General features: G+C 30.6%; 19 protein-coding genes. 4 read left to right on the top strand and 15 right to left on the bottom strand.

Annotation, left to right across the window (positions count from 1 at the left end):
• The 3 genes from pilM (RBH29_RS15500) to RBH29_RS15490 all read right to left on the bottom strand — a co-directional run.
• Positions 1 to 650 (bottom strand): type IV pilus biogenesis protein PilM (gene pilM / locus RBH29_RS15500; RefSeq protein WP_306697876.1); only part of this gene is annotated, 650 nt, incomplete at its 3' end.
• A gap of 27 nt (positions 651 to 677) precedes the next feature.
• On the bottom strand, positions 678 to 1,880 hold the full coding sequence (locus RBH29_RS15495; RefSeq protein WP_306697875.1) for a type II secretion system F family protein: 1,203 nt from the start codon (positions 1,878 to 1,880) through the stop codon (positions 678 to 680).
• Positions 1,881 to 1,997: 117 nt separating this feature from the next.
• Entirely contained in the window at positions 1,998 to 3,692 is a 1,695-nt protein-coding gene (locus RBH29_RS15490) for a GspE/PulE family protein (RefSeq protein WP_306697873.1), read from the bottom strand.
• 374 nt (positions 3,693 to 4,066) lie between these two features.
• On the opposite strand from RBH29_RS15490, the gene RBH29_RS15485 reads away from it, so the two are divergent.
• A complete protein-coding gene (locus tag RBH29_RS15485) occupies positions 4,067 to 4,477 on the top strand; it encodes a bacteriohemerythrin (protein ID WP_306697872.1) in 411 nt (136 codons plus the stop codon).
• 88 nt (positions 4,478 to 4,565) lie between these two features.
• Here the strand turns inward: RBH29_RS15485 and RBH29_RS15480 are convergent, their stop codons facing one another.
• From RBH29_RS15480 to ruvC, 9 genes are all read right to left on the bottom strand, one after another.
• Entirely contained in the window at positions 4,566 to 5,087 is a 522-nt protein-coding gene (locus tag RBH29_RS15480; RefSeq protein ID WP_306697871.1) for a PilW family protein, read from the bottom strand.
• An 88-nt stretch (positions 5,088 to 5,175) separates the two neighbouring features.
• Positions 5,176 to 5,478 carry a type IV pilus modification PilV family protein gene (locus RBH29_RS15475; RefSeq protein WP_306697869.1) on the bottom strand — a complete coding sequence of 101 codons (303 nt, stop codon included), beginning with the start codon at positions 5,476 to 5,478 and terminating at the stop codon, positions 5,176 to 5,178.
• A gap of 13 nt (positions 5,479 to 5,491) precedes the next feature.
• Positions 5,492 to 6,700, bottom strand: coding sequence for a hypothetical protein (locus RBH29_RS15470; RefSeq protein WP_306697867.1), 1,209 nt, complete (start codon positions 6,698 to 6,700; stop codon positions 5,492 to 5,494).
• A gap of 161 nt (positions 6,701 to 6,861) precedes the next feature.
• Entirely contained in the window at positions 6,862 to 9,714 is a 2,853-nt protein-coding gene (locus RBH29_RS15465) for an N-acetylmuramoyl-L-alanine amidase (RefSeq protein WP_306697866.1), read from the bottom strand.
• 248 nt (positions 9,715 to 9,962) lie between these two features.
• Entirely contained in the window at positions 9,963 to 11,066 is a 1,104-nt protein-coding gene (gene pilM, locus RBH29_RS15460) for a pilus assembly protein PilM (RefSeq protein WP_306697865.1), read from the bottom strand.
• Between the two features lie 175 nt (positions 11,067 to 11,241).
• On the bottom strand, positions 11,242 to 11,457 hold the full coding sequence (locus tag RBH29_RS15455; protein WP_306697877.1) for a DUF2905 domain-containing protein: 216 nt from the start codon (positions 11,455 to 11,457) through the stop codon (positions 11,242 to 11,244).
• A gap of 343 nt (positions 11,458 to 11,800) precedes the next feature.
• Positions 11,801 to 12,793, bottom strand: a complete 993-nt coding sequence (ruvB, locus tag RBH29_RS15450; protein WP_306697864.1) for a Holliday junction branch migration DNA helicase RuvB — start codon at positions 12,791 to 12,793, stop codon at positions 11,801 to 11,803.
• Between the two features lie 60 nt (positions 12,794 to 12,853).
• On the bottom strand, positions 12,854 to 13,462 hold the full coding sequence (ruvA, locus tag RBH29_RS15445; RefSeq protein ID WP_306697862.1) for a Holliday junction branch migration protein RuvA: 609 nt from the start codon (positions 13,460 to 13,462) through the stop codon (positions 12,854 to 12,856).
• Positions 13,463 to 13,490: 28 nt separating this feature from the next.
• Complete coding sequence (ruvC, locus tag RBH29_RS15440; RefSeq protein WP_306697860.1) at positions 13,491 to 13,979, bottom strand: crossover junction endodeoxyribonuclease RuvC; 489 nt, start codon at positions 13,977 to 13,979, stop codon at positions 13,491 to 13,493.
• A 314-nt stretch (positions 13,980 to 14,293) separates the two neighbouring features.
• Here ruvC and RBH29_RS15435 point away from each other — a divergent pair, with 314 nt between their 5' ends.
• Positions 14,294 to 15,511 (top strand): argininosuccinate synthase, encoded by a 1,218-nt coding sequence (locus RBH29_RS15435; protein ID WP_306697858.1) that lies wholly within the window; start codon positions 14,294 to 14,296, stop codon positions 15,509 to 15,511.
• A gap of 9 nt (positions 15,512 to 15,520) precedes the next feature.
• Positions 15,521 to 16,906: an argininosuccinate lyase gene (gene argH / locus RBH29_RS15430; RefSeq protein WP_306697855.1), complete on the top strand. Its 1,386-nt coding sequence runs from the start codon at positions 15,521 to 15,523 to the stop codon at positions 16,904 to 16,906.
• Between the two features lie 65 nt (positions 16,907 to 16,971).
• On the opposite strand, the gene RBH29_RS15425 is transcribed toward argH, so the two are convergent.
• The 3 genes from RBH29_RS15425 to RBH29_RS15415 all read right to left on the bottom strand — a co-directional run bounded on the left by RBH29_RS15425 (position 16,972) and on the right by RBH29_RS15415 (position 19,207).
• Complete coding sequence (locus RBH29_RS15425; protein WP_306697853.1) at positions 16,972 to 17,133, bottom strand: hypothetical protein; 162 nt, start codon at positions 17,131 to 17,133, stop codon at positions 16,972 to 16,974.
• A gap of 115 nt (positions 17,134 to 17,248) precedes the next feature.
• Positions 17,249 to 17,584 (bottom strand): hypothetical protein, encoded by a 336-nt coding sequence (locus tag RBH29_RS15420; RefSeq protein ID WP_306697851.1) that lies wholly within the window; start codon positions 17,582 to 17,584, stop codon positions 17,249 to 17,251.
• Between the two features lie 495 nt (positions 17,585 to 18,079).
• Positions 18,080 to 19,207, bottom strand: coding sequence for a polysaccharide deacetylase family protein (locus RBH29_RS15415; protein WP_306697850.1), 1,128 nt, complete (start codon positions 19,205 to 19,207; stop codon positions 18,080 to 18,082).
• Between the two features lie 401 nt (positions 19,208 to 19,608).
• On the opposite strand from RBH29_RS15415, the gene RBH29_RS15410 reads away from it, so the two are divergent.
• The gene (locus RBH29_RS15410; RefSeq protein WP_306697848.1) at positions 19,609 to 20,145 is read left to right on the top strand and encodes a DUF4364 family protein; all 537 of its coding nucleotides are present in this window, start codon (positions 19,609 to 19,611) and stop codon (positions 20,143 to 20,145) included.
• The last annotated feature ends 128 nt before the right edge of the window (positions 20,146 to 20,273 follow it).

Below are 20,273 nucleotides of genomic sequence, written 5' to 3'. Positions count from 1 at the left end.
CTTGTATTTTTAAGTTTATTTTTTGAAAAAATGCATACATTAATTGTATCTTTATTTAATTCAATAAATGTAAAATTTTGATTATATATATCAGCTTTTATATTAATTAAATCATTTTTTTCAATATTTGATACTATATTCAAAATAGAGTTTACTGGAACATCAATAGCTTCTAATTTTATATTAAGACTTTTAGCAAGAGAAATGAATTTCTCTCCAATACTCACAGGCACCGCAACTAAAAGTACATTTGTAAACTCACCTGTATTGTTTGAAATGTATTCTAAAACTCTATAATCATATACATACTCCTTTAAATTAACTGGAAAAAATTGCTGTGCTTCATTTTTTAAAATCATCTCAACTTCTTTTTCAGTTGATTTTGGAAGTTGAATTTCTCTGGTTATTACATTGCTACTTGAGACAAGAAAAATTACTTTGTTTGCCTTCATTTTTTTTCTTTGTATTTCTTCTTTTAAAACACTATAAATTGCCTCCTCATTTGAAATTTCCCCATTTTGAAATGCGTTTTCTGGTGTTGGAATAATTGAATATTCATATATTATTAGTTTTTTTCTTTTATAAATTCCACAAACAATTTTAATATTGCTGTTTCCAAATTCTATTACTAGACATCTGTTTTTAAACATAACATTATCTCCTCTTATAAAATAGTATTACACTATATGTTGATAACTTGTAAATATAGGAAGAACCATTCCAATTACTATAAATCCAACTATAAGAGCAATTACTGCTATCATTAAAGGTTCTACAAAAGCAATTAACCTTGTTATAGCCGAATCAAGTTCTTCATCATGGTACTGTGAAACTTTTAAAAGCATAGAATCTAAAGTTCCTGATTCCTCACCTGTCTTTATCATTTTTATAACCATTGAAGGAAATAAGTTCATTGTTTCAAGGGGACCTGCAAGTGTCGAACCTAAGCTTATACTTTCAACTACTCTATTTATCTTGTTTGAAAAAACTGAATTGTTTAATATATTAGAACATAGCTTTAATGATTCTACCAATGAAACATTGGCATAAAGTAGTTCACTAAGTGTTCTACTAAATCTAAAAGAAAAAATCTTTTTTATATATAAGTTCAGAAAAGGTACTTTTAAAAAAAAATTATCAATAAATATCTTACCTTTAGAGGTAGATTTAAAATGTTTAATTAAAACAAAAATGCTTAATAAAAATATGATAAAATATGTTATAATTTCAATCATATTCTTTGAAAAATATACCAATATACGTGTTGGGAATGGGAGAATAGCTTCTGTATCTGAATACATTTCTACAAACATTGGTATTACAAAAAGCATTAAAAATATCACAACAGCAAACGTAATGAAGCTTATTAAAAAAGGGTATGCCATTGCTGTTTTAATTTTTTGGCGTATTTTATTTTCTTTTTCAAAATAAACAGCCATTCTTTCAAGTGAAGAGCTAAGATTACCTCCAGTTTCACCAACATCGATCATAGAAATTAAAATATTAGGAAATATATCTTTATGTTCTTCCATTGATTCTTTAAGGGAATTACCCTTTCTAATGCTTTGGATAATTTTTTCTATAGCACTAGAAAATCTTAAAGAAGAAACTTGATTTTTTAAAATAAACATACAATCTAATATGTTGATTCCAGAATTGTACATAGTGTGAAACTGTCTACAAAAAACAGCTAGATCTTTATAGCTTACTCTTTTTTTCTTAAACTTATTTTTGTTCGGAAACCTAAATTCTTTAATATCTAATATTAGTAAATTTTTCTCATGCAATATATCAGTTAATTTTTTTTTGCTCTCAGCTTCAAAGTTCCCTTTTATTACTTCACCTGTTTGAGATTTAGCCATGTATTTGTAAACACCCATTTTAAAGCACCTCACCACGTTTTATTTCATAATTTTTGATCTTATTCTAAAATTCCACCTGAAGTCTTGATGTTTAGCTTTAGCTAAACGAGTTCACTTCTATTATAATCTTTAATTTTACTCATTCAAAAAAGAGGCTCTCTTTAATTCATCTATTGTTGTTACTCCTTCGACAACAAGTTCTATTGCATTGTCTCTTATTGTTTTCATACCATTTTCAATAGAATAATTTCTCAATTCATCTTCATCACAATTATTTGAAATTAAATGCTTGTGGTGCTTGGTAATTTTCATTATTTCATATACACCAATTCTTCCTTTATATCCAGTTCCCAAACAAGCCGCACAGCCTTCACCTTTATAAAGATTTAGCTTTAAACTTTTAGAAAGATTTAAAATCTCAAGCTCTTCTGGTGAAGGAGTATATTTAAATTTGCAGTGTCCACATATTTTTCTTACAAGTCGTTGAGATATTACCCCAACTATAGATGATGCTACAAGAAAAGGTTCTATTCCCATGTCAATCAACCTAACAACTGTACTTGGAGCATCATTTGTATGAATTGTGCTCAGAACCAAGTGTCCTGTTATAGCTGCTCTAGTAGCTATTTCAGCAGTTTCAGCATCACGCATTTCCCCAACTACTATAATATCAGGATCTTGTCTTAAAACTGACTTTAGCCCTGACGCAAAATCCAACCCTATTTTTACATTAGTTTGAATTTGAGAAACACCATCAATTGTAGTTTCTATAGGATCTTCTATAGATACAATATTTACATCTGATTCATTTAACTCTTTTATTGCACTGTATAAAGTAGTTGTCTTTCCACTTCCTGTAGAACCTGTTACTAAGATTAAACCATGAGGATTTTGTAAAATTTCGTCATATTTTTTCAAATCTTCATTTCTAAATCCTAATTGACTTTTATGCATAATTAAAGATTTTTTATCTGTTATGCGCAGTACTATTTTTTCTCCATGGATAATTGGGATTGTAGACACTCTAAAGTCATAACTAATTCCATCAACTTTAGCACTTATTCTTCCATCCTGAGGTAATCTTTTTTCAGAAATGTTCATATTTCCTAAAATTTTTATTCTAGACAGTAGAGATTGCATAATCTCAGTTTTTATAGTCATTGACTCTTTAAGTCTGCCATCTATACGATATCTAACTTTTATGTTTTTATCAAAGGGTTCTATGTGTATGTCACTTGCATTTTTCCTAACAGCTTGTTCTAATATTGTATTCACAAGTTTTACAATCGGAGCACTATCAACAGAGTCTATAGATTCATTATCATCTTCACTGCTTTCTTTAGAGCCTATTTTTTTTTCGTTTAAATAATCTTGAACAGCTTTAATAGCTTTTTCATTACTATAATATTTAGATATAGCACTTTTTATTTCCTGACTTGTAGAAATAACAGGTTGGATTTCCATTCTAGAAATAATTCTTAAATCATCAATAGCATAAACATTAACAGGGTCGCTCATAGCAACTGTTAAAACGTTATTATATATTTTTAAAGGTATTAGAACATATCTTCTAGCTAACGACTCAGGAATTATGGCACAAGCTTCTTGTTCAACTCCGTATTCTTCAACTTTTACAGAAGGTATACCAAGTTTAAACTCTAATACTTTTATTATTTCATCCTGAGATATAAAACCTTCTTTTATTAATATCTCATCAATTCTTCTACCGCTAGTTTTATTTAGTTTAATTGCAATATTTAATTGTTCTGCTGTAATCCATCCTAAATCTAACAATAAATCGCCTAAAAGCCTTACATTAGGATTATTCATTATTCCCCCCGCCTTCTAAATATATGTTAAATTCAATATAACTAGGAAAAATCTTTTGACTTCATTATATATTATCGGAATAAAAAAAATTTTCTTAAAGAAATATTTTAGATAATCCACAATATTTCTTTTATAACCTTTCATTCACTTAACTAACATGCCCCTATCAGATTTATCTTGTTCTAAGACCCCACCTGAATCCCCGATGTTTAGCTTTAGCTAAACGAGTTCACTTAATTTGCATTAAAGATTAAATTATGTTAAAGTATAATTATGTTATAAAATCTTATTTGTTTTTATCGGCACTTATCGTTTTTTAGTATTCCTTATTTAAAAATAGTACATCAAATAATCTTAATAAAAGGGTGATATTAATGCCAGTTAATTGGAATCTATCTCTGTATAAAACAGGAATTGAATTTATGGACGACCAACACCAGCAATTATATTATGCATTATCTTCTATTCGCGAAGCATACGGTAAGGAAGATGAAGAAAGTATTATACTAGAAGTTCTCGATTTTTTAATTGAGTATGCAGATTTTCATTTTAAAGAAGAAGAGGATTTTATGAGAAAAATTGCTTTTGAAGGGTACGAATATCAGCGCCAAGAACATGCTACTTTTATAGATAATTGCAATGCAATGAAAAAAATGTTGAATGATGAAGGCTTTTCTCGTAAATTTATAATTCTTTTATATAATGATGTTTATAAGTGGCTTATTAATCACATCTCAGAAAAGGATTCCCTAATTGCAAAATTTGCTTTTTTAAAACAATCATAAAATATAAGATGTATTTTGATAACTCTTCAGGTGGAGTTGAGTCTCCACCTTACGCCTTGATATTTGGCTTTAGCTAAGCGAATTCACTTTAAGGTTTTTTAAACTTTAAAACTTTATTTGATGTTTCGTTAGCTTCTTTAATATTTGGTAATGCAACCTTTGAATTTAAATTATAATCAATTTTAAAAGCTTTTAAATTGAACTCAAGTAGATATCCCCCTTCTAGTTTATCAATTATTTCAAAGTGAGCTTCTGATAAATCAAAAATAGCATCTGTCTTTTTTTCCAGTCCTTTTTCTGGCGACAAAAAAGCTAAATAATATATTTCACTTTTTTCATCTTTTTCTAAAAATAAATAGTAATACTCATCAGGGTTTTGAGGAACTGATTCGATTAAATATATTTCTTCTGCGTATTTTATTTCATTAGATAATATATATGCTGCAAGATTGACCTCATTTTGAATACTTGCTTTATTAATACCTAAATGATAAGATTTTGTACCTGACCAAAAAAAATTAAATGCAGCAACTATTATTAAACTACTAACCGCTAGAGCAACCATTACTTCGACTAATGTTACACCTTTTTGATTCTTCTTTTTAATCATAAGAAATTCCTCATTTCAAGTATTAAATTTTTCATCTTGTTCTAAAACTTCAGCTGAAGCCTAGATATTTATATTTATCTAAACGAGTTCACTTATTGGGTGTAAATATTTCCATGTTTTCGTCAAGAATAATGTATTTACCATTAACCTGTATTTTATACTCATCAAAAAATATTTCCATTGAATCTGTCCCTTCTGTTTTTTCATATGCAATAGTTTCTTCTATTTCTTTTTGCAGCTGGTAATAATAATTCACTTCCTCACCAGCAGAAGATATATTTTTAATGGAGTTATTAAATACAAAAGAAAATGCAACTACTAAAATGCTTAAAATTGAAATAGCTACAATATTTTCCACAAGTGTAATGCCTGATATTTTTTTAAGAATCATTAAATATCACCCCTCATTTCCATCTATGAATTGTATAACCCTCTTTTATATTAGATATTAGTTCATCTTCTCCAAATATGCTATCATCATATACTAATCTAGCTCTGTTATGAATAGTTACATCTTTTGCTATTACAAAACCCTGTAATATAGTATTGTTACCTGTTATATAGGTATCGGAATTCGGTGACCAAAATATACCCTTCATAAATGCACCATTTTCCATTCTTATATTTGTAGGAGTTGAACACAAAATATTGCCGTAAATTTTTGAATTATTACCTATTGTTAAATCCATTTTATAATACATGTAATTTAAATTATTACTTTCAATGTAAAGAGAAGAAAACAAGTCAACATCAGAAAAAACAACGTTTTCACTGCCTTTGTAATAAATAGTTATATGTCCAATATTATCTCTACTACCAACTTTTGCTTTATTTAGACTACTTCCATTTATATCTATTTTTTCAGAAACATAAAAATTAACTTTACTTGATTTTGAAACAACTATTTTGCCTCCTTCTTCTAATTTTAACTCTTTTAAGAAAATATCTGCATCACCTTCTATATAAAGCGTGGCGTCTTTTAAAGATATTTTATTGCAGGCATAACTACCTGTTATAGAAGCATTACTTGTAATATCAGGATCTAAAGGAATAGATGAGAATGAGGGGAACATTGGTAATTCATATATGTTATATTTATCAATATGCTTAACATCAGTAACAGTAGCATTGTCAGAGACAGATATTCTCCCGTCCTCAGTAACAGCTGCAATCCCTTCAACTTTAGAGTTACTTACAATTTTTATATCAGGAGACACAATGGCATATTCTGTTATTATAAAATCTTCTGTATCTACTTCACAAAGAGTTAACGTAACTGAATTTATTGATTTGCCAGCATATCCATTGGATTTAACATAAATATAATTTGTGTCTCTTGTTACATTAACATAAAAATATCCACTCTCCATATAATGTTTATCCGATGTTTTATTTAAAAGATTATTTATGCTGTCAGGATTATCAATAAGATACTGCCCAACAGTTGAGGCACCTGTCCAAGCTAAGTTATATGCTTGCTTCTCTTCCCTTTGAAAGACCATATCTTTAGTAGAATTTGCTTCTATCAAAAGAAGCGAAATGCTTAAAATAGAAAATACAAAAAGAATTAATAATACATAAACTAATGCATATCCACTATTATTTCTAAGCAATAATATCACCTCAATTGAAAAAATGAAAACCTTTAAAAGTAAAAAATGAGACTTAAGTATACTAAAAAGGTGGAGTTGCTCTTATAAATCTTCAGGTGGAGTTGTTTCTCCACCTGAAGCCTCGATGTTTAGATTTAGCTAAACGAGTTCACTTACGCTTATTATTCCAACTCTTCTAGTGCCTGCAAAATCGCTTTACAAAGAGCCTCTGCTGATTGCTGTCTGAATTCATCAGTTCTAAGTCTTGCCAAGTCCTCAGGATTTGTCATAAAAGCTATTTCAGCTAATGCAGCTGGCATAGCTGTGGCTCTAAGAACTACAAGGTTTGGTCTTTCAATAATTCCTCTATCATTTGTATTCAAAGTATTTACAACATGGTGCTGAACAATTTCTGCAAACCTTTTACCATTAAAGCTTGTATCACCTGAACGTGGTGGAAAATATAAGGTTTCAGTTCCTTTATGTCTAGAATGAAAAGCATTATTGTGAATACTTAAAAACAATGCCGCATCAAGAGTATTTGCAATATAAGCTCTTTCATATAGACCAACATATCTGTTGTCTTCTCTTAGCATAAAGGTTTTAACGCCCTGCTCTTTTAAGAGTTTATTTAATCTTATTGCCATGTCCATGTTTAGTTCTTCTTCTGTCAGCCCTCCATGTACAGCTCCAGGATCCGCACCTCCATGTCCAGGATCTATAATAACCAGCCTGTCCTCTTTCGAAGGGGGCTTTAATAAATTTACAGCTGTATTGCCAACCCTTGATCTATAGATTATTTCATAATTATATTTTTCCTTAGTATTAAACTCTATACTTGTTTGATTTTTAGAAGCATCTTTCCTTATTTTAATGTTGTCAACAATACCGTCATTTATAAACATGGTTCCTGTATCTAAATCAGCTAAATGACTTGGAAAAGTTATAGTATATCTTTTGCCATCTAAATCATATTCTCCTGTATAATGTTTCTTTAAATCTCTCCCACCTTCTGTAAGCATAGCATTCTGTAATATAAAGTGAACTCTATCCATATCGCCATAGTAGGCTACATTTTTAAAATCCACCCCGGTGACATATATATCTAATCTTGTATTTAACTCTTCTACATGATATTTAGCTCCTGTAGGAACTTCAATAACAGCTCTTGCAATTCTCTCTTCAAATTGTGCATACCTTATATCATTTATGTGATTACTGTTAACCCTAATTGTATTTTCTTCTTCGGCTGCATATGCATTCGGTACATCAACTACAATTCTATCAGGATTTGATAACCTTGATATATTATAATCTTCATATCCTTGAGAAAATCCTATCATAACCTTATTAAAATCTTGATTTCTTTCATAAATCAAACTCATTTGATTTCTCAAATAGGAGTCATCATCTTCGTCAAACTCCCACATGCTTTCTTCTTCTAAAAACTCTTCTTCTATTTGTTCTTCTATTTCTTCTTCTATAATTTCTGTATCTTCTTCACTATCTAATTGCTCTTCATCCATTTCTATAATCCTCAAAACAAGTCTGCCTGTTTCTTCACTTACCGTATAACTAGAAAAACCATTAAGATTAATAAAAGCTCTGGCAGTTTTATCGTTGTAAGATATATAACTTATATCTTCAATTAAATCACTTTTTACATCAATCACTTGCTCTCTTACAGGTGCTAAAGCATCTGGGATTTCAACAACAATCCTGTTATTTTTAATATCTTTAGTAATACTGTAATTTCTATACTGGTTTACATTTAATTCAACTTCCTCATAATCATCTTTCTCAAAATAGTTAACACTTAATAAATTTTTCAACTGTTCATCTTCTCTATCATGATTTCCCCTTGTAGCAGATAAAATTTCTACATTAGGCTCATCTATAACAGGCATATCTGATATAAATACTGCAAGCTGTCCTTCATCTTCTATAATTTTATAGTAAGGTTGTTCATTTGTGTCTATAACAACTCTCCCAACATTTTCTTCCGGCATACCACATCTTATAGAATTTACAAAAGAACTATTTATGTCTGTTGTTCCAAGAGTATCAGCTGCAATAGCATGTGGTATGTCTATTACAATTCTATCAGGATCTTCTAAGATAAAATCTTTATAACCTTTATAATCTTCTATAGGTATCAATACCAACTCATAATCAGGTTCACTTGCATGTAGTATATTCAGCTCCTTACCATCGTTATCCTTTCCAACTGAATGCTTGCTCTCAGACAAACTAACATTTAATACTATGTTCCTTCCATTTTCTACTACAGAATATTGAGAATCATCTTTTATATCCAAAACCACTCTAGCCGTTCCAACATCAAACTGCCCAAAACGTATTAACTCTATTAAATGACTATCTTCTGGTCTTATACTTGGTTTTTCACTCCCAATCTTAGTGTTGGGGAAATCAACTATAATTCTTTCAGGGTCTGAAACTCTTTGAATTCTATAGTCCATGCTTTTATCTAAAGACATAACTACACTGCATTGATCATCGTCTTTTATATAATCAACATTTTCTAAACTTGCAAGGTTTGAAAAGTCATAGCTGTCTATTGAAATTTCGCCTTTATCACCATCAAATCCAACATTCATGTTCAATTGTTCTCCTACAAAACGCAATGGAACCATCGTCCTGTCATTGATTATCTTAGCAGGCACTTCCATTTCTCTATCACTGCCGTTAACGCTGGCAAAGTAGCTGTCTATAGTTAGTTCAACATCCATTCCCCTGTATGAAACTAAAACTTTTTGCTCTTCCCCATCCCAGTAAACATCTGCTCCAAGACTCTCAAATATTGCTCTTACAGGAACTAATGATCTGTCATTAATTATTATTGGAGGTATGTCAGAATCCACCAGTTCGTTATTGACCTTCAAACTGTATATGTTCCCAGTATACTTATGTACTTCTCCGTCATAAGTTAATGTTAAACTATTCGCAAAAGTCCCCAAAGGAGTTAAAACTAAAATTATGCTCATTAAATAAACAAATAATACTTTTTTAGTCATGAAGCTGACCTCCTGATCATTATCTTTTGTAATTAAATTTTGGTAAAATGTTTTTTGAAATACTAATCACTTTACCCTACTTACATACTTCGACGAAATTTTATTTTTTCCTGTAATAAATCTTGTTTTTAATATAATTGTAAAAGAATTGTAACACGTTGGTATTTATGCTAAACAAAAAAAGCCCAATTAAATCAGGCTTTCCAATAATTATTAATTATAATCTACTATGTAAAAATAGCATTTAACTATAGCGTTATACCAACAGCATTAACTAAGAAATTCAATTTTTCTCCGTTTAGATTTTTATTAATGTCTATACCATCTATATCCAATAATCCTACCGTATATACAGGTATTTGTAATACCTGTTCCATATATTCACTCATCCCTTTGAGCATTGAACCTCCACCAATTATAAAAATCTTACCTACTTTTACTCCATAACATCTAGCTTCATAAAAAGTCAAACACATAAATATTTGATTTAAAAGTTTGTCAACCATTTCTTTTAAAGCCTTATATACTCTTATATGTTCTTCATCCGTAGTATGTGGAGGTGGTGGGGTCACTCCATATGTTTTTTTCAATCTTTCTGCTTCAATTATTGATTTAAAGGCATTTTTTGCAATTGTCTCATCCATATTTGCACTACCAGTAAGTATTACTTTGTTAAACTCTAAAATCTTATTTCTCAATATGTTTATTATTGTAGTTTCAGAGCCAAAGTCTATAACTGCAAAAGCATCTTTATTAAGCTGTTTACTGTTTGGATTCATAAATTTAATATTGTCTATATTAACCTTTATGTCCCTGTTAAAGAACTTTGCAGTACTGTTAGCTGGAATGTCAACAGAAATTGGCTTTAAACCTAATTCGAATAATACGTCTATGTAACTGTTTATTATGTTTTTCCTTACAGCAGTTACAAAGATTTTCACCTTCTCTTTGCCGTTATCGTTAAGCTCCTGTAATACCTTGTAGTCTATTTTGTGCTCATTTGGGTTAATAGGCATTTGGTCGGCAATAGTGTCTGATACAACATCATCAAAATCTTTCCCCTTAATTTTTTCAACAAGAAAAACTCTGGATATTATGCTTGTTCCAGACATAACAATTTTAGATTTTTTGACTTTCATTTTGTTTTCTCTTATTATCCTGCTTATCTCGCTTGATACAGCATCTACGTTCCTAATCACGCCGTTTTTAATGCAATTAATTGGTGTAGGTGCAATACCAAAGTTTTTAATAAAAACTTCATTATTTCTGTTTACTGCAACTTCTACAACTTTGATATTTCGAAAGCCTACATCAATACTGAGATAATTGTTTTTCAAAAATGGAAACAACATACATCATTAACTCCCTTACACATAATAAACTACTTGTTACGTCGTTTACTTCTAATCTTCCAATTATACATTAACACAATTATGAAAAAAAATCAATAATTTTGCATTAATTATCCAAATAACATTATTGTATTTTTTTCTGTACTTTTATTATATCTTTACTTTCATTATATCACTATTTTCTAATTTTAAAAAGAGCAAAAATTAATGTCAGAATTACACTTAGAAGTATGCTAGTTGCCAACGGGAAATATAAAACAAAGTTGCCTTTCTTGTATACAAAATCTCCCGGAATTTTTCCAATTCCTATCTTGCCTCCGAAATACAATATAACCCCTAAAAGTAATAGCACTATTCCTAAAGTTATTATTACTTTTCCTATGCTTTGCATTTCGTTCACGAAAATCACCCTATTTTTATGTTAATAAAAATATTATGTCCTTTATATATAATAATATATATTATTTCATAAAAAAGCTAGCGTTTTTATGAAATTTTTTTATTTTTTTTTAAAAGTTTTATAATATTCTTTTTAAAAAGTTTGTTTTTTTGTAAACTTTCAACTCAAAAGTCTTATATGACAAGTGTTGAAATGCTGTTTCCATTAATATGCATCATCTGTTTTGTTTAGAGTTCTCTAAGTATTTTATTCTAATCCCCACCTTCTATAAGGTGAAGTTGAGTCTTCACCTGAAGCCTCGATGTTTAGCTTTAGCTAAACCAGTTGGCATTATCTATTCATACCTTAATCCAAAATGTTCATATGCTAATTTTGTCGCCATCCTACCTCTTTGTGTTTTGTTTACAAATCCCTTTTGCATAAGAAAGGGTTCATAAACATCTTCTATAGTATCAGCCTCTTCTCCTATTGTTGCTGCTAAAGTATCAAGCCCTACAGGTCCACCTGCAAATTTGTCTATTATACTCATCAATAAATTTCTATCTACTTCATCTAAGCCTATTTTGTCAACTCCTAAAGCGTCAAGACTGGTTCGTGCAATTTCTTCCGTAATAAAACCATCTGCTTTTACCTGAGCAAAATCTCTTACCCTTTTTAAAATTCTATTTGCAATTCTAGGAGTCCCCCTTGAACGCTTTGCTATTTCGTAGGAAGCTTTTTCATCTATACCTGCATTTAAAATGTTTGAAGATCTACGAACTATAAGCTCAAGTTCCTCAGCATTATACATATCTAGCTTGCTTATAACTCCAAATCTGTCACGCAAAGGAGAAGTAAGAAGTCCTGCTCTTGTAGTTGCACCTATTAATGTAAATTTGGGAAGATCAAGCCTTATAGAACGAGCACTTGGGCCTTTTCCAATAATTATATCAAGAGCATAATCTTCCATAGCAGGATATAATATTTCTTCTACACTTCTATTTAGCCTATGAATCTCATCGATAAATAGAACATCATAATCTCCTAAATTGGTAAGTATAGCTGCTAAGTCTCCTGGCTTTTCAATAGCAGGTCCTGATGTAATACGTATATTAACTCCAAGCTCAGATGCAATTATACTTGCAAGGGTGGTTTTTCCCAAACCTGGTGGTCCATATAAAAGTACGTGATCTAATGCTTCATTTCTCTTTTTTGCAGCTTCAATAAATACAATAAGGTTTTCCTTCACCTTACTTTGTCCTATATATTCATCAAGTTTTCTAGGCCTAAGATTTGCCTCTTCAACATCCTCTTCATTTAATTTACAATCAACAAGCCTGTCCTCCATCTTGTTTTCTACCTCCAAATTTATCTTATTCTAAGACTCCACTTTCTATGAGATGGAGTTTTACTTTTTTCCCAAACCTTTTAAAGCATTTTTTATAACTAATTCTAAATCCATATCTTCAGTATAAACTGATAAAACTGCTTTTTCAGCCTCTGAAGATGTGTATCCCAATACCATTAAAGCACTTACTGCTTCAGATTTTCTCGAATTTTCCCTGCCTGCATTGCTAATTTCTTTTTGACTGATAGACTCTGGCTCTAGTTGTTCCTTGTTTATTTTATCTTTTAATTCCAGCACTATTCTCTGTGCCATTTTTTTGCCTATTCCCTGTGCCTTTGTAAGCGTTTTTATATCATCTGTAATCACAGCAAGACCAAATTTTGACGGAGAAACTGAAGATAATACAGAAGTAGCTGCCTTTGGACCAACTCCCGATACTGTTATTAAAAGTTCAAACATCCCCAATTCTTCTCTTGTGCTAAAACCATAAAGTGCCATAATATCTTCTCTGACATAAAGATGGGTATAAACCTTCACTTCTTCACCTACAGAGCCTAAATTTTCAATGGTTGATAGAGCAGTAGTAATTTTATACCCTACACCATTTGCTTCTATAACTACATAACTATTGTGTTTGTATTCAAGGTTTCCCCTTATATATGCGTACATTAAAATCCTCCCTGCCAACGCAAATTACCTATCTACCTAAATTTATCATCTTGCATGAATTCCCATGGCAAACAGCTACCGCCAAAGCATCTGCTACATCATCGGGTCTGGGTATCTTTTTAAGATTTAAAATTATTTTTATCATTTGCTGCACCTGTGCTTTTTCCGCTCTTCCATAACCCACTACCGATTGTTTTACTTGAAGGGGGGTGTATTCAAACACCTCAACATCTGCTCTTGCTGCTGCAAGTACCGCTACTCCTCTGCCATGTCCAACTGTTAGAGCTGTCTTTATATTTTTATTGAAAAAAAGTTCTTCAATAGAAACAACATCAGGTTTATACTTTTCAATTATTTCTTCTAGTCTATTATAAAGAACCAACAATCTTTGTGAAAGATTCATTGAACTATCAGTTTTAATAGCACCATAGTCCATAGGTGTAAATTTATTTCCTTTATAACTGACCATTCCATATCCAATTATCGCAATTCCAGGGTCAATACCCATTATCACCATTAATTTTTTCATCTCCTGTTATAATTATACCCTAACACAACACAGCAATCAAACTACTTTAAATAATAAATTAAGGTGTATTTTATTAAAGTGAATGAAAATATATACACCAAAAACCAACATACCTGATTGCATATTTATGCACATTATTGTATAATATATCTCATTGTATTATTTTTTTATTAATAATATAGATTTCAGACTATATTATTAGCAAAAATTGTACTATTATAGTCAATTTTTTTAAAATAGAATAGTATATCAGTATTTAATTATACTAAAATATATTCTAACATATTTAAGGAGGTATTTGTATGAGTAAAAAAGAAAAAGTGATTTTAGCCTATTCAGGCGGATTGGATACATCAATTATTATACCATGGTTAAAGGAAAATTATGATTATGAAGTAATTGCTATGGCTGCTGATGTGGGACAAGGTGAAGAATTAGATTCATTAAACGAAAAAGCAATTAACACTGGTGCAAGCAAGATATATATAGAGGACTTAAATGAAGAATTTGTTACTGACTTTGTTTTCCCTACTTTAAAAGCTGGTGCAGTTTATGAAGGCAAATATCTTTTAGGAACTGCTTTTGCAAGACCTGTAATAGCTAAAAGAATGGTTGAAATAGCAGAAAAAGAAGGTGCCACCGCCATTGCACATGGAGCTACAGGCAAAGGTAACGATCAGGTTAGATTTGAGCTTACAGTAAAAGCTCTAAATCCTAATCTTAAAATTATTGCTCCTTGGAGAATATGGGATATAAAATCAAGGGAAGACGCCATTGAATATGCACAAAAAAGAAATATTCCTATACCAGTATCAAAAAAAGATAACTACAGCAGGGATAGAAATATATGGCACTTAAGTCATGAAGGTTCTGACCTAGAAGATCCATGGAATGAACCTCAGTACAATGATTTACTAAAATTGATGGTGCCACCGGAAAAAGCTCCCGATAAAGCAACTTATGTAGAAATATACTTTGAAGAAGGTATACCAAAAAAAGTTAATGGTGTCGAGTATGGACCTGTTGAACTGCTAAATGTTTTAAATAAAATTGGTGGAGAAAATGGGATAGGTATTGTAGACATTGTAGAAAACAGACTTGTAGGAATGAAGTCAAGAGGTGTTTATGAAACACCGGGGGGTGCAATTTTATACGCTGCACACAGAGATCTTGACCTTTTATGTCTTGACAGAGAAACTCTTCATTACAAAGATATAATTTCTCAAAAGTTCTCTGAGCTTGTTTACTATGGTCAATGGTATACACCTCTTAGAGAAGCTTTATCAGCATTTGTAGATGTTACTCAAAAAACAGTAACTGGAACTGTCAAGTTAAAGCTTTATAAAGGAAACATAATGAGTGCAGGAACAAAATCTGATTATTCTCTTTACAGCGAAGAGCTTTCAACCTTTGGAAGAGATGAAATTTATAACCAAAAAGATGCAGAAGGTTTTATTAATCTTTTCGGTCTTCCTATGACGGTTAATGCTCTTGTAAAAGAAAAAAATAATAAAAAATAGGGTGATAAAATGAAACTTTGGGGTGGAAGATTTGAAAAAGGAACTGACAAAAAAGTGGATGATTTTAATTCATCCATTAGATTTGACAGCAAAATGTACAGGCAGGACATTTTAGGAAGTATTGCACATGCTAAAATGTTGGGGTCATGCAATATTATTCCAAAGGAAGATGCTTTACTTATTCAAAAAAATTTAAAAGAAATTTTGGATGATATCGAAAATGGTGATATTGAATTTGAAGTTGATGCAGAAGATATTCACATGAACATAGAAAAAATCCTTATATCCAGAATTGGAGACATTGGAAAAAAGCTTCATACTGGTCGAAGTCGTAATGATCAGGTTGCTCTTGATATTAGAATGTACATTAAAGATGAAGTGATAACCATTAAAAAAATGCTGTCTTCATTAGAAAGGGTGCTACTCCAGATTGCAGACAAAAACTTAGATACTATCTTACCTGGATACACTCACCTGCAAAGAGCACAACCTATAACTTTTGCTCATCACACAATGGCTTATTTTCAAATGTTCAAAAGGGACATAGAAAGACTTGATGATTGTTATAAAAGATTAAATATTATGCCATTAGGATCTGGTGCACTTGCATCTACAACTTATCCACTTGACAGGTTGATGGTGGCAAATGATTTAGGCTTTACTGAAATTACTGAAAATAGTCTTGATGCTGTTAGTGACAGAGATTTTATAATTGAGCTCTCGTCTTGTCTTTCAATTATAATGATGCACCTTAGCAGATTTTGTGAAGAAATAATACTGTGGTCATCCCATGAATTTAATTTTATAGAACTAGATGATGCTTACAGTACAGGAAGCAGCATAATGCCTCAAAAAAAGAATCCTGACGTAGCAGAATTAGTCAGGGGAAAAAGTGGAAGAGTTTATGGAAGCTTGATAACACTGCTTACTGTTATGAAATCTCTTCCTTTAGCATATAATAAAGACATGCAGGAAGATAAAGAAGCTACATTTGATGCTATTGACACAGTTAAAATGTGTCTCCCTGTATTTACACAAATGCTTGACACAATGAATGTAAAAAAAGAAAACATGTTTAAAGCAGCTCAGGGTGGTTTCACAAATGCTACAGACATAGCTGACTACCTTGTAAAAAAGGGAGTTCCATTTAGAAATGCCCATGAAATTATTGGAAAAATGGTTCTTTACTGCACTAAAAATGAAAAATCTATAGATGAGCTTACTATGAGTGAATTAAAAGATTTTTCTCAATTAATAGAGGATGACATATATAAAGAGATTAGCCTAGCAAATTGTGTATCTGAAAGGAATCTTACAGGCGGACCTTCTAAAAAAAGCGTCTTAGCTTCAATTAAAAATGGGTATGAATTCTTATCTAGATTAGAAAACCAATAAGAAACTTAAAGTAAAACATATTTAAGAGGAAGCTTTTAAAAACTTCCTCTTAAATATAAAATCTTTCACTCTCTCATAGATACTTTTAGTTTTAATTTATCTTTCCCTAATGCTACATTAATGTTTGAGATTCTAACTCCTTTTTCCCCCAAGCTCTTTAGTAAATCTCTTTTCATCCTCTTCACAAGTCTCTTGTAAGAACCTGAAAAACCTTTTTTCAATACCATAAGTCATTACCTCACAATATTTTTTTATAAAAATATAATATATCATTTCCTAGGTATTGTATAATATTTTCTACATAAATTTTCAAAGGATTTACTTGAGAGAAAAACTTCCCAACTACTGTTTTTTTGCTTTCTTATCTAATGCTCTGCCTAAACTATACCAGGAATCTCTCAACTTAAATCTCATTTCTTCGTCAAGAGTCCTTTCAATAACATCGTTTAAATCTTTTCTCATTTGAACATATTCAATAAATTCAAATTCTGGCTTCTTTAATAATTCTTCCATTTCTTCAATCCACTTATGAATATGCTCTGATCCCATAAAATCTTTGGATACCTTTTTCTTCAAATGAGAAATAACTAATTTGACAGCTTTTCTTTTTGCGTCTGCATCTGTTTGAACTTTTCTCTTTCCTTTTTCAGAACTTGCATTAGAACTAACTCTTGCCATCAAAAAACACTCTCCCTACTATAATAATTATATTTTACATGTCACATATATTTAAGGCAGAATGTATAATCATTCCACCTAAATAACCAAAAAATATCTTATAAAATTATAAAAATATCTTATAGCACTTAGCCATAAGTCTTTAAATTTAAAAAAATCACAAAAAAACAAACTGCTTCTCTAAAACAGTATATGCTTATAATTATAATACATTTCCTCTTTTAATGCAAATATAAGAAAAATAAGTGTATATAATAAATGTAGAGAAGTATCTTCCAAAAACTAATGTTTCTCCCATGCATTTAGAGTTCATTTCCACGAATGCTATGCACCTATCTACTGAAGCCTCGATGTTTAGCTTTAGCTAAACGAGTTCACTAAAACTTTTCCTTATATCATCAAGCTTAAGAAAGAAACTTTACGCTTTAACATGGTCAAGGGAACCCTATGGTTCCCCGCGACTTTTTATATGATTTTATAAACATACTAATAACTTTAGTAGGTTATAAGCTCTTTATCCTCAAGACTATCTCTATCTACATTCTGGACTAAATTTTCAGGTACTGTCACAGTATTTGGGTTTCCATCACTTACATACTGCTCCGCTCTTGAAAAATTGTCTAACCACCACTCTAAATCTGCTTCTACTGGATTAATCCCTGATGCTCTCACTCTTTGAATAGAAGAAGCATCAAAATTTTTACTAACAGGCGAAAGAGCTGGAGACCATCCTACCTCTAATATTCCTTTGTTTTCATATTCAACATTATCATAAACTCCATTATACACATACTGTCTTAAATCTTCTTTTGGCCAAATTCCAAAAGGCAATGAAAAACTTGTTAGTTTATATCCAGGAACCAACTCAGATACCTTTTTTTGGTTTTTACCAATTTCTCTTTGTATTTCCTCAGCACTGTTTAAATTTTGCAAGTTTGCATGTGTATAGCCATGATTACCTATTTCAAAACCTCTGTCTACCAAGTACTCAAGTCTTTGTTCTAATGTACCCTCACCTTCAAAAGTATTATTTCCCAAATTTAAATAAAACGTTCCTTCTACTCCAAAGTCAGGATAAGTCTCATTAAACTCCTCAATTATACCTACTGCTGATTGACTGTTTGCCACAAGTTGTCCATCTTCTTCTACAAGGTTAAACTGACCACTGGTACCATCATCAAAAGTAAATACCATTGGTATATAACCTGCTGGAACTGAAATATCGTTATTTAAATAGTCATTCATACTAATTAATCTATAATCTCTTTCATAAAGTTCATGAAGAAGTTTTTCAAACTCTTCAAAAGTAGTAGTATAAGCTCCATCATCATAACTTGTAGAAGTAAATGTTTCTACAAAATTATGAAACATTACAATCATTATTCTACCTGCTTCATTAGGTTTAATCTCTTCAAGGTTGATTGGAGTAGGCTCTGGCGTAGGTTCCGGTGTTGGTTCTGGTGTAGGGGCTGGCGTGGTTTCATTATTTTCCTGTAAATCTGTTTCTCCGTCTTTTACATAATTTTCTCCACCCTCACTGTTTACACATGCTGATAATGTTACTGCTAATAACATACTAAGTAATATAAACTTTATTTTTTTTGCTTTAAATACTGTGGTCATTTTCATTTCTCCTTATTATATAGTAAATTCAAAAAAACACTTTATAAAAAACTTTTATTATCTTTTTACTTTAAATAAATTTCTCAAAAATAATTATATCTATATATTTATAATAATTCAAATACAATTTAAACCTTTAGGACAAACTTTGATACATATTGCACATACAGAATCTCTTCTTCTCTAATTATATGACATGAATTAACTAAAGACATAATACCATATTTAAAGTAGTATTTGCAATGGACGTCTTAAACCTTATTGTTCTTCACATTTAATATATATACAACTTTAATTGTGGCTGTGTTTAGTATATGTTATAATACACTTTGTAAATATTCAATGGGAAATTGATTTTATATTATAAATATTTTTTTAGTAGCTTTGAAAGGAGAAAATATATGAACATTGGTAGCAATAGGGAACTTGCTGAAAATAAACTAATTCTTCTTTATATAATTGATAAAGCAGATATGCCTGTAAACAATCTTCAAATAACCAAACTGATTATGGAGAATAAGGTCATGAACTACTTTATATTTCAACAACTCCTAGATGAATTATGTAGTCTAAAATATGTGTCCTCAGAAATTAAAAACAATAAAACATATTACTCCATAACACCTTCAGGAAAGCAAACTTTAGAGTATTTTACAAATCACATACCTAAAGGCACTATGGCACTTATTAATAATAGTATAAATGATATGCGTAAAAATATACGAAATGAAACGCTTATAAAAGCAGACTTTACTCCTGAAAGCGAAAATGAATTTACTGTAACCTGTCAGGTTCGTGAAGATAACTTTAGCCTTATAGATTTAGAAATATCAGTGGGAACAAAAAGCGATGCAAGAGATATTTGCAGGAACTGGAAGAAGCATTCACAGACAATATATAGTGAAATCATAGAAAGTCTCATAAAACCTCGTGATTAATTTGTTTAGCTTAGAAATAGCGACCTATCTTCAAGGACAAAATCCCTATGATTTAAAGGGTTTTGAATACTGATAATCGGATGTTATTTCTTAGCCATTACTAAAAGGTTCACTTTGAGAAAATTGTC

The organism is Herbivorax alkaliphila (assembly GCF_030848475.1).
Lineage (GTDB): Bacteria > Bacillota > Clostridia > Acetivibrionales > Acetivibrionaceae > Herbivorax.
This window is presented reverse-complemented; position numbering and strand designations above follow the sequence as displayed.

Excerpts from the sequence above, each read along its gene's own strand:
- RBH29_RS15495 (WP_306697875.1), bottom strand. The coding sequence starts at position 1,880 with ATGGGTGTTTACAAATACATGGCTAAATCTCAAACAGGTGAAGTAATA.
- RBH29_RS15490 (WP_306697873.1), bottom strand. The coding sequence starts at position 3,692 with ATGAATAATCCTAATGTAAGGCTTTTAGGCGATTTATTGTTAGATTTA.
- RBH29_RS15485 (WP_306697872.1), top strand. The coding sequence starts at position 4,067 with ATGCCAGTTAATTGGAATCTATCTCTGTATAAAACAGGAATTGAATTT.
- RBH29_RS15480 (WP_306697871.1), bottom strand. The coding sequence starts at position 5,087 with ATGATTAAAAAGAAGAATCAAAAAGGTGTAACATTAGTCGAAGTAATG.
- RBH29_RS15475 (WP_306697869.1), bottom strand. The coding sequence starts at position 5,478 with ATGATTCTTAAAAAAATATCAGGCATTACACTTGTGGAAAATATTGTA.
- RBH29_RS15465 (WP_306697866.1), bottom strand. The coding sequence starts at position 9,714 with ATGACTAAAAAAGTATTATTTGTTTATTTAATGAGCATAATTTTAGTT.
- pilM (WP_306697865.1), bottom strand. The coding sequence starts at position 11,066 with ATGTTGTTTCCATTTTTGAAAAACAATTATCTCAGTATTGATGTAGGC.
- RBH29_RS15455 (WP_306697877.1), bottom strand. The coding sequence starts at position 11,457 with ATGCAAAGCATAGGAAAAGTAATAATAACTTTAGGAATAGTGCTATTA.
- ruvB (WP_306697864.1), bottom strand. The coding sequence starts at position 12,793 with ATGGAGGACAGGCTTGTTGATTGTAAATTAAATGAAGAGGATGTTGAA.
- ruvA (WP_306697862.1), bottom strand. The coding sequence starts at position 13,462 with ATGTACGCATATATAAGGGGAAACCTTGAATACAAACACAATAGTTAT.
- ruvC (WP_306697860.1), bottom strand. The coding sequence starts at position 13,979 with ATGGTGATAATGGGTATTGACCCTGGAATTGCGATAATTGGATATGGA.
- RBH29_RS15435 (WP_306697858.1), top strand. The coding sequence starts at position 14,294 with ATGAGTAAAAAAGAAAAAGTGATTTTAGCCTATTCAGGCGGATTGGAT.
- argH (WP_306697855.1), top strand. The coding sequence starts at position 15,521 with ATGAAACTTTGGGGTGGAAGATTTGAAAAAGGAACTGACAAAAAAGTG.
- RBH29_RS15425 (WP_306697853.1), bottom strand. The coding sequence starts at position 17,133 with ATGGTATTGAAAAAAGGTTTTTCAGGTTCTTACAAGAGACTTGTGAAG.
- RBH29_RS15420 (WP_306697851.1), bottom strand. The coding sequence starts at position 17,584 with ATGGCAAGAGTTAGTTCTAATGCAAGTTCTGAAAAAGGAAAGAGAAAA.
- RBH29_RS15415 (WP_306697850.1), bottom strand. The coding sequence starts at position 19,207 with ATGACCACAGTATTTAAAGCAAAAAAAATAAAGTTTATATTACTTAGT.
- RBH29_RS15410 (WP_306697848.1), top strand. The coding sequence starts at position 19,609 with ATGAACATTGGTAGCAATAGGGAACTTGCTGAAAATAAACTAATTCTT.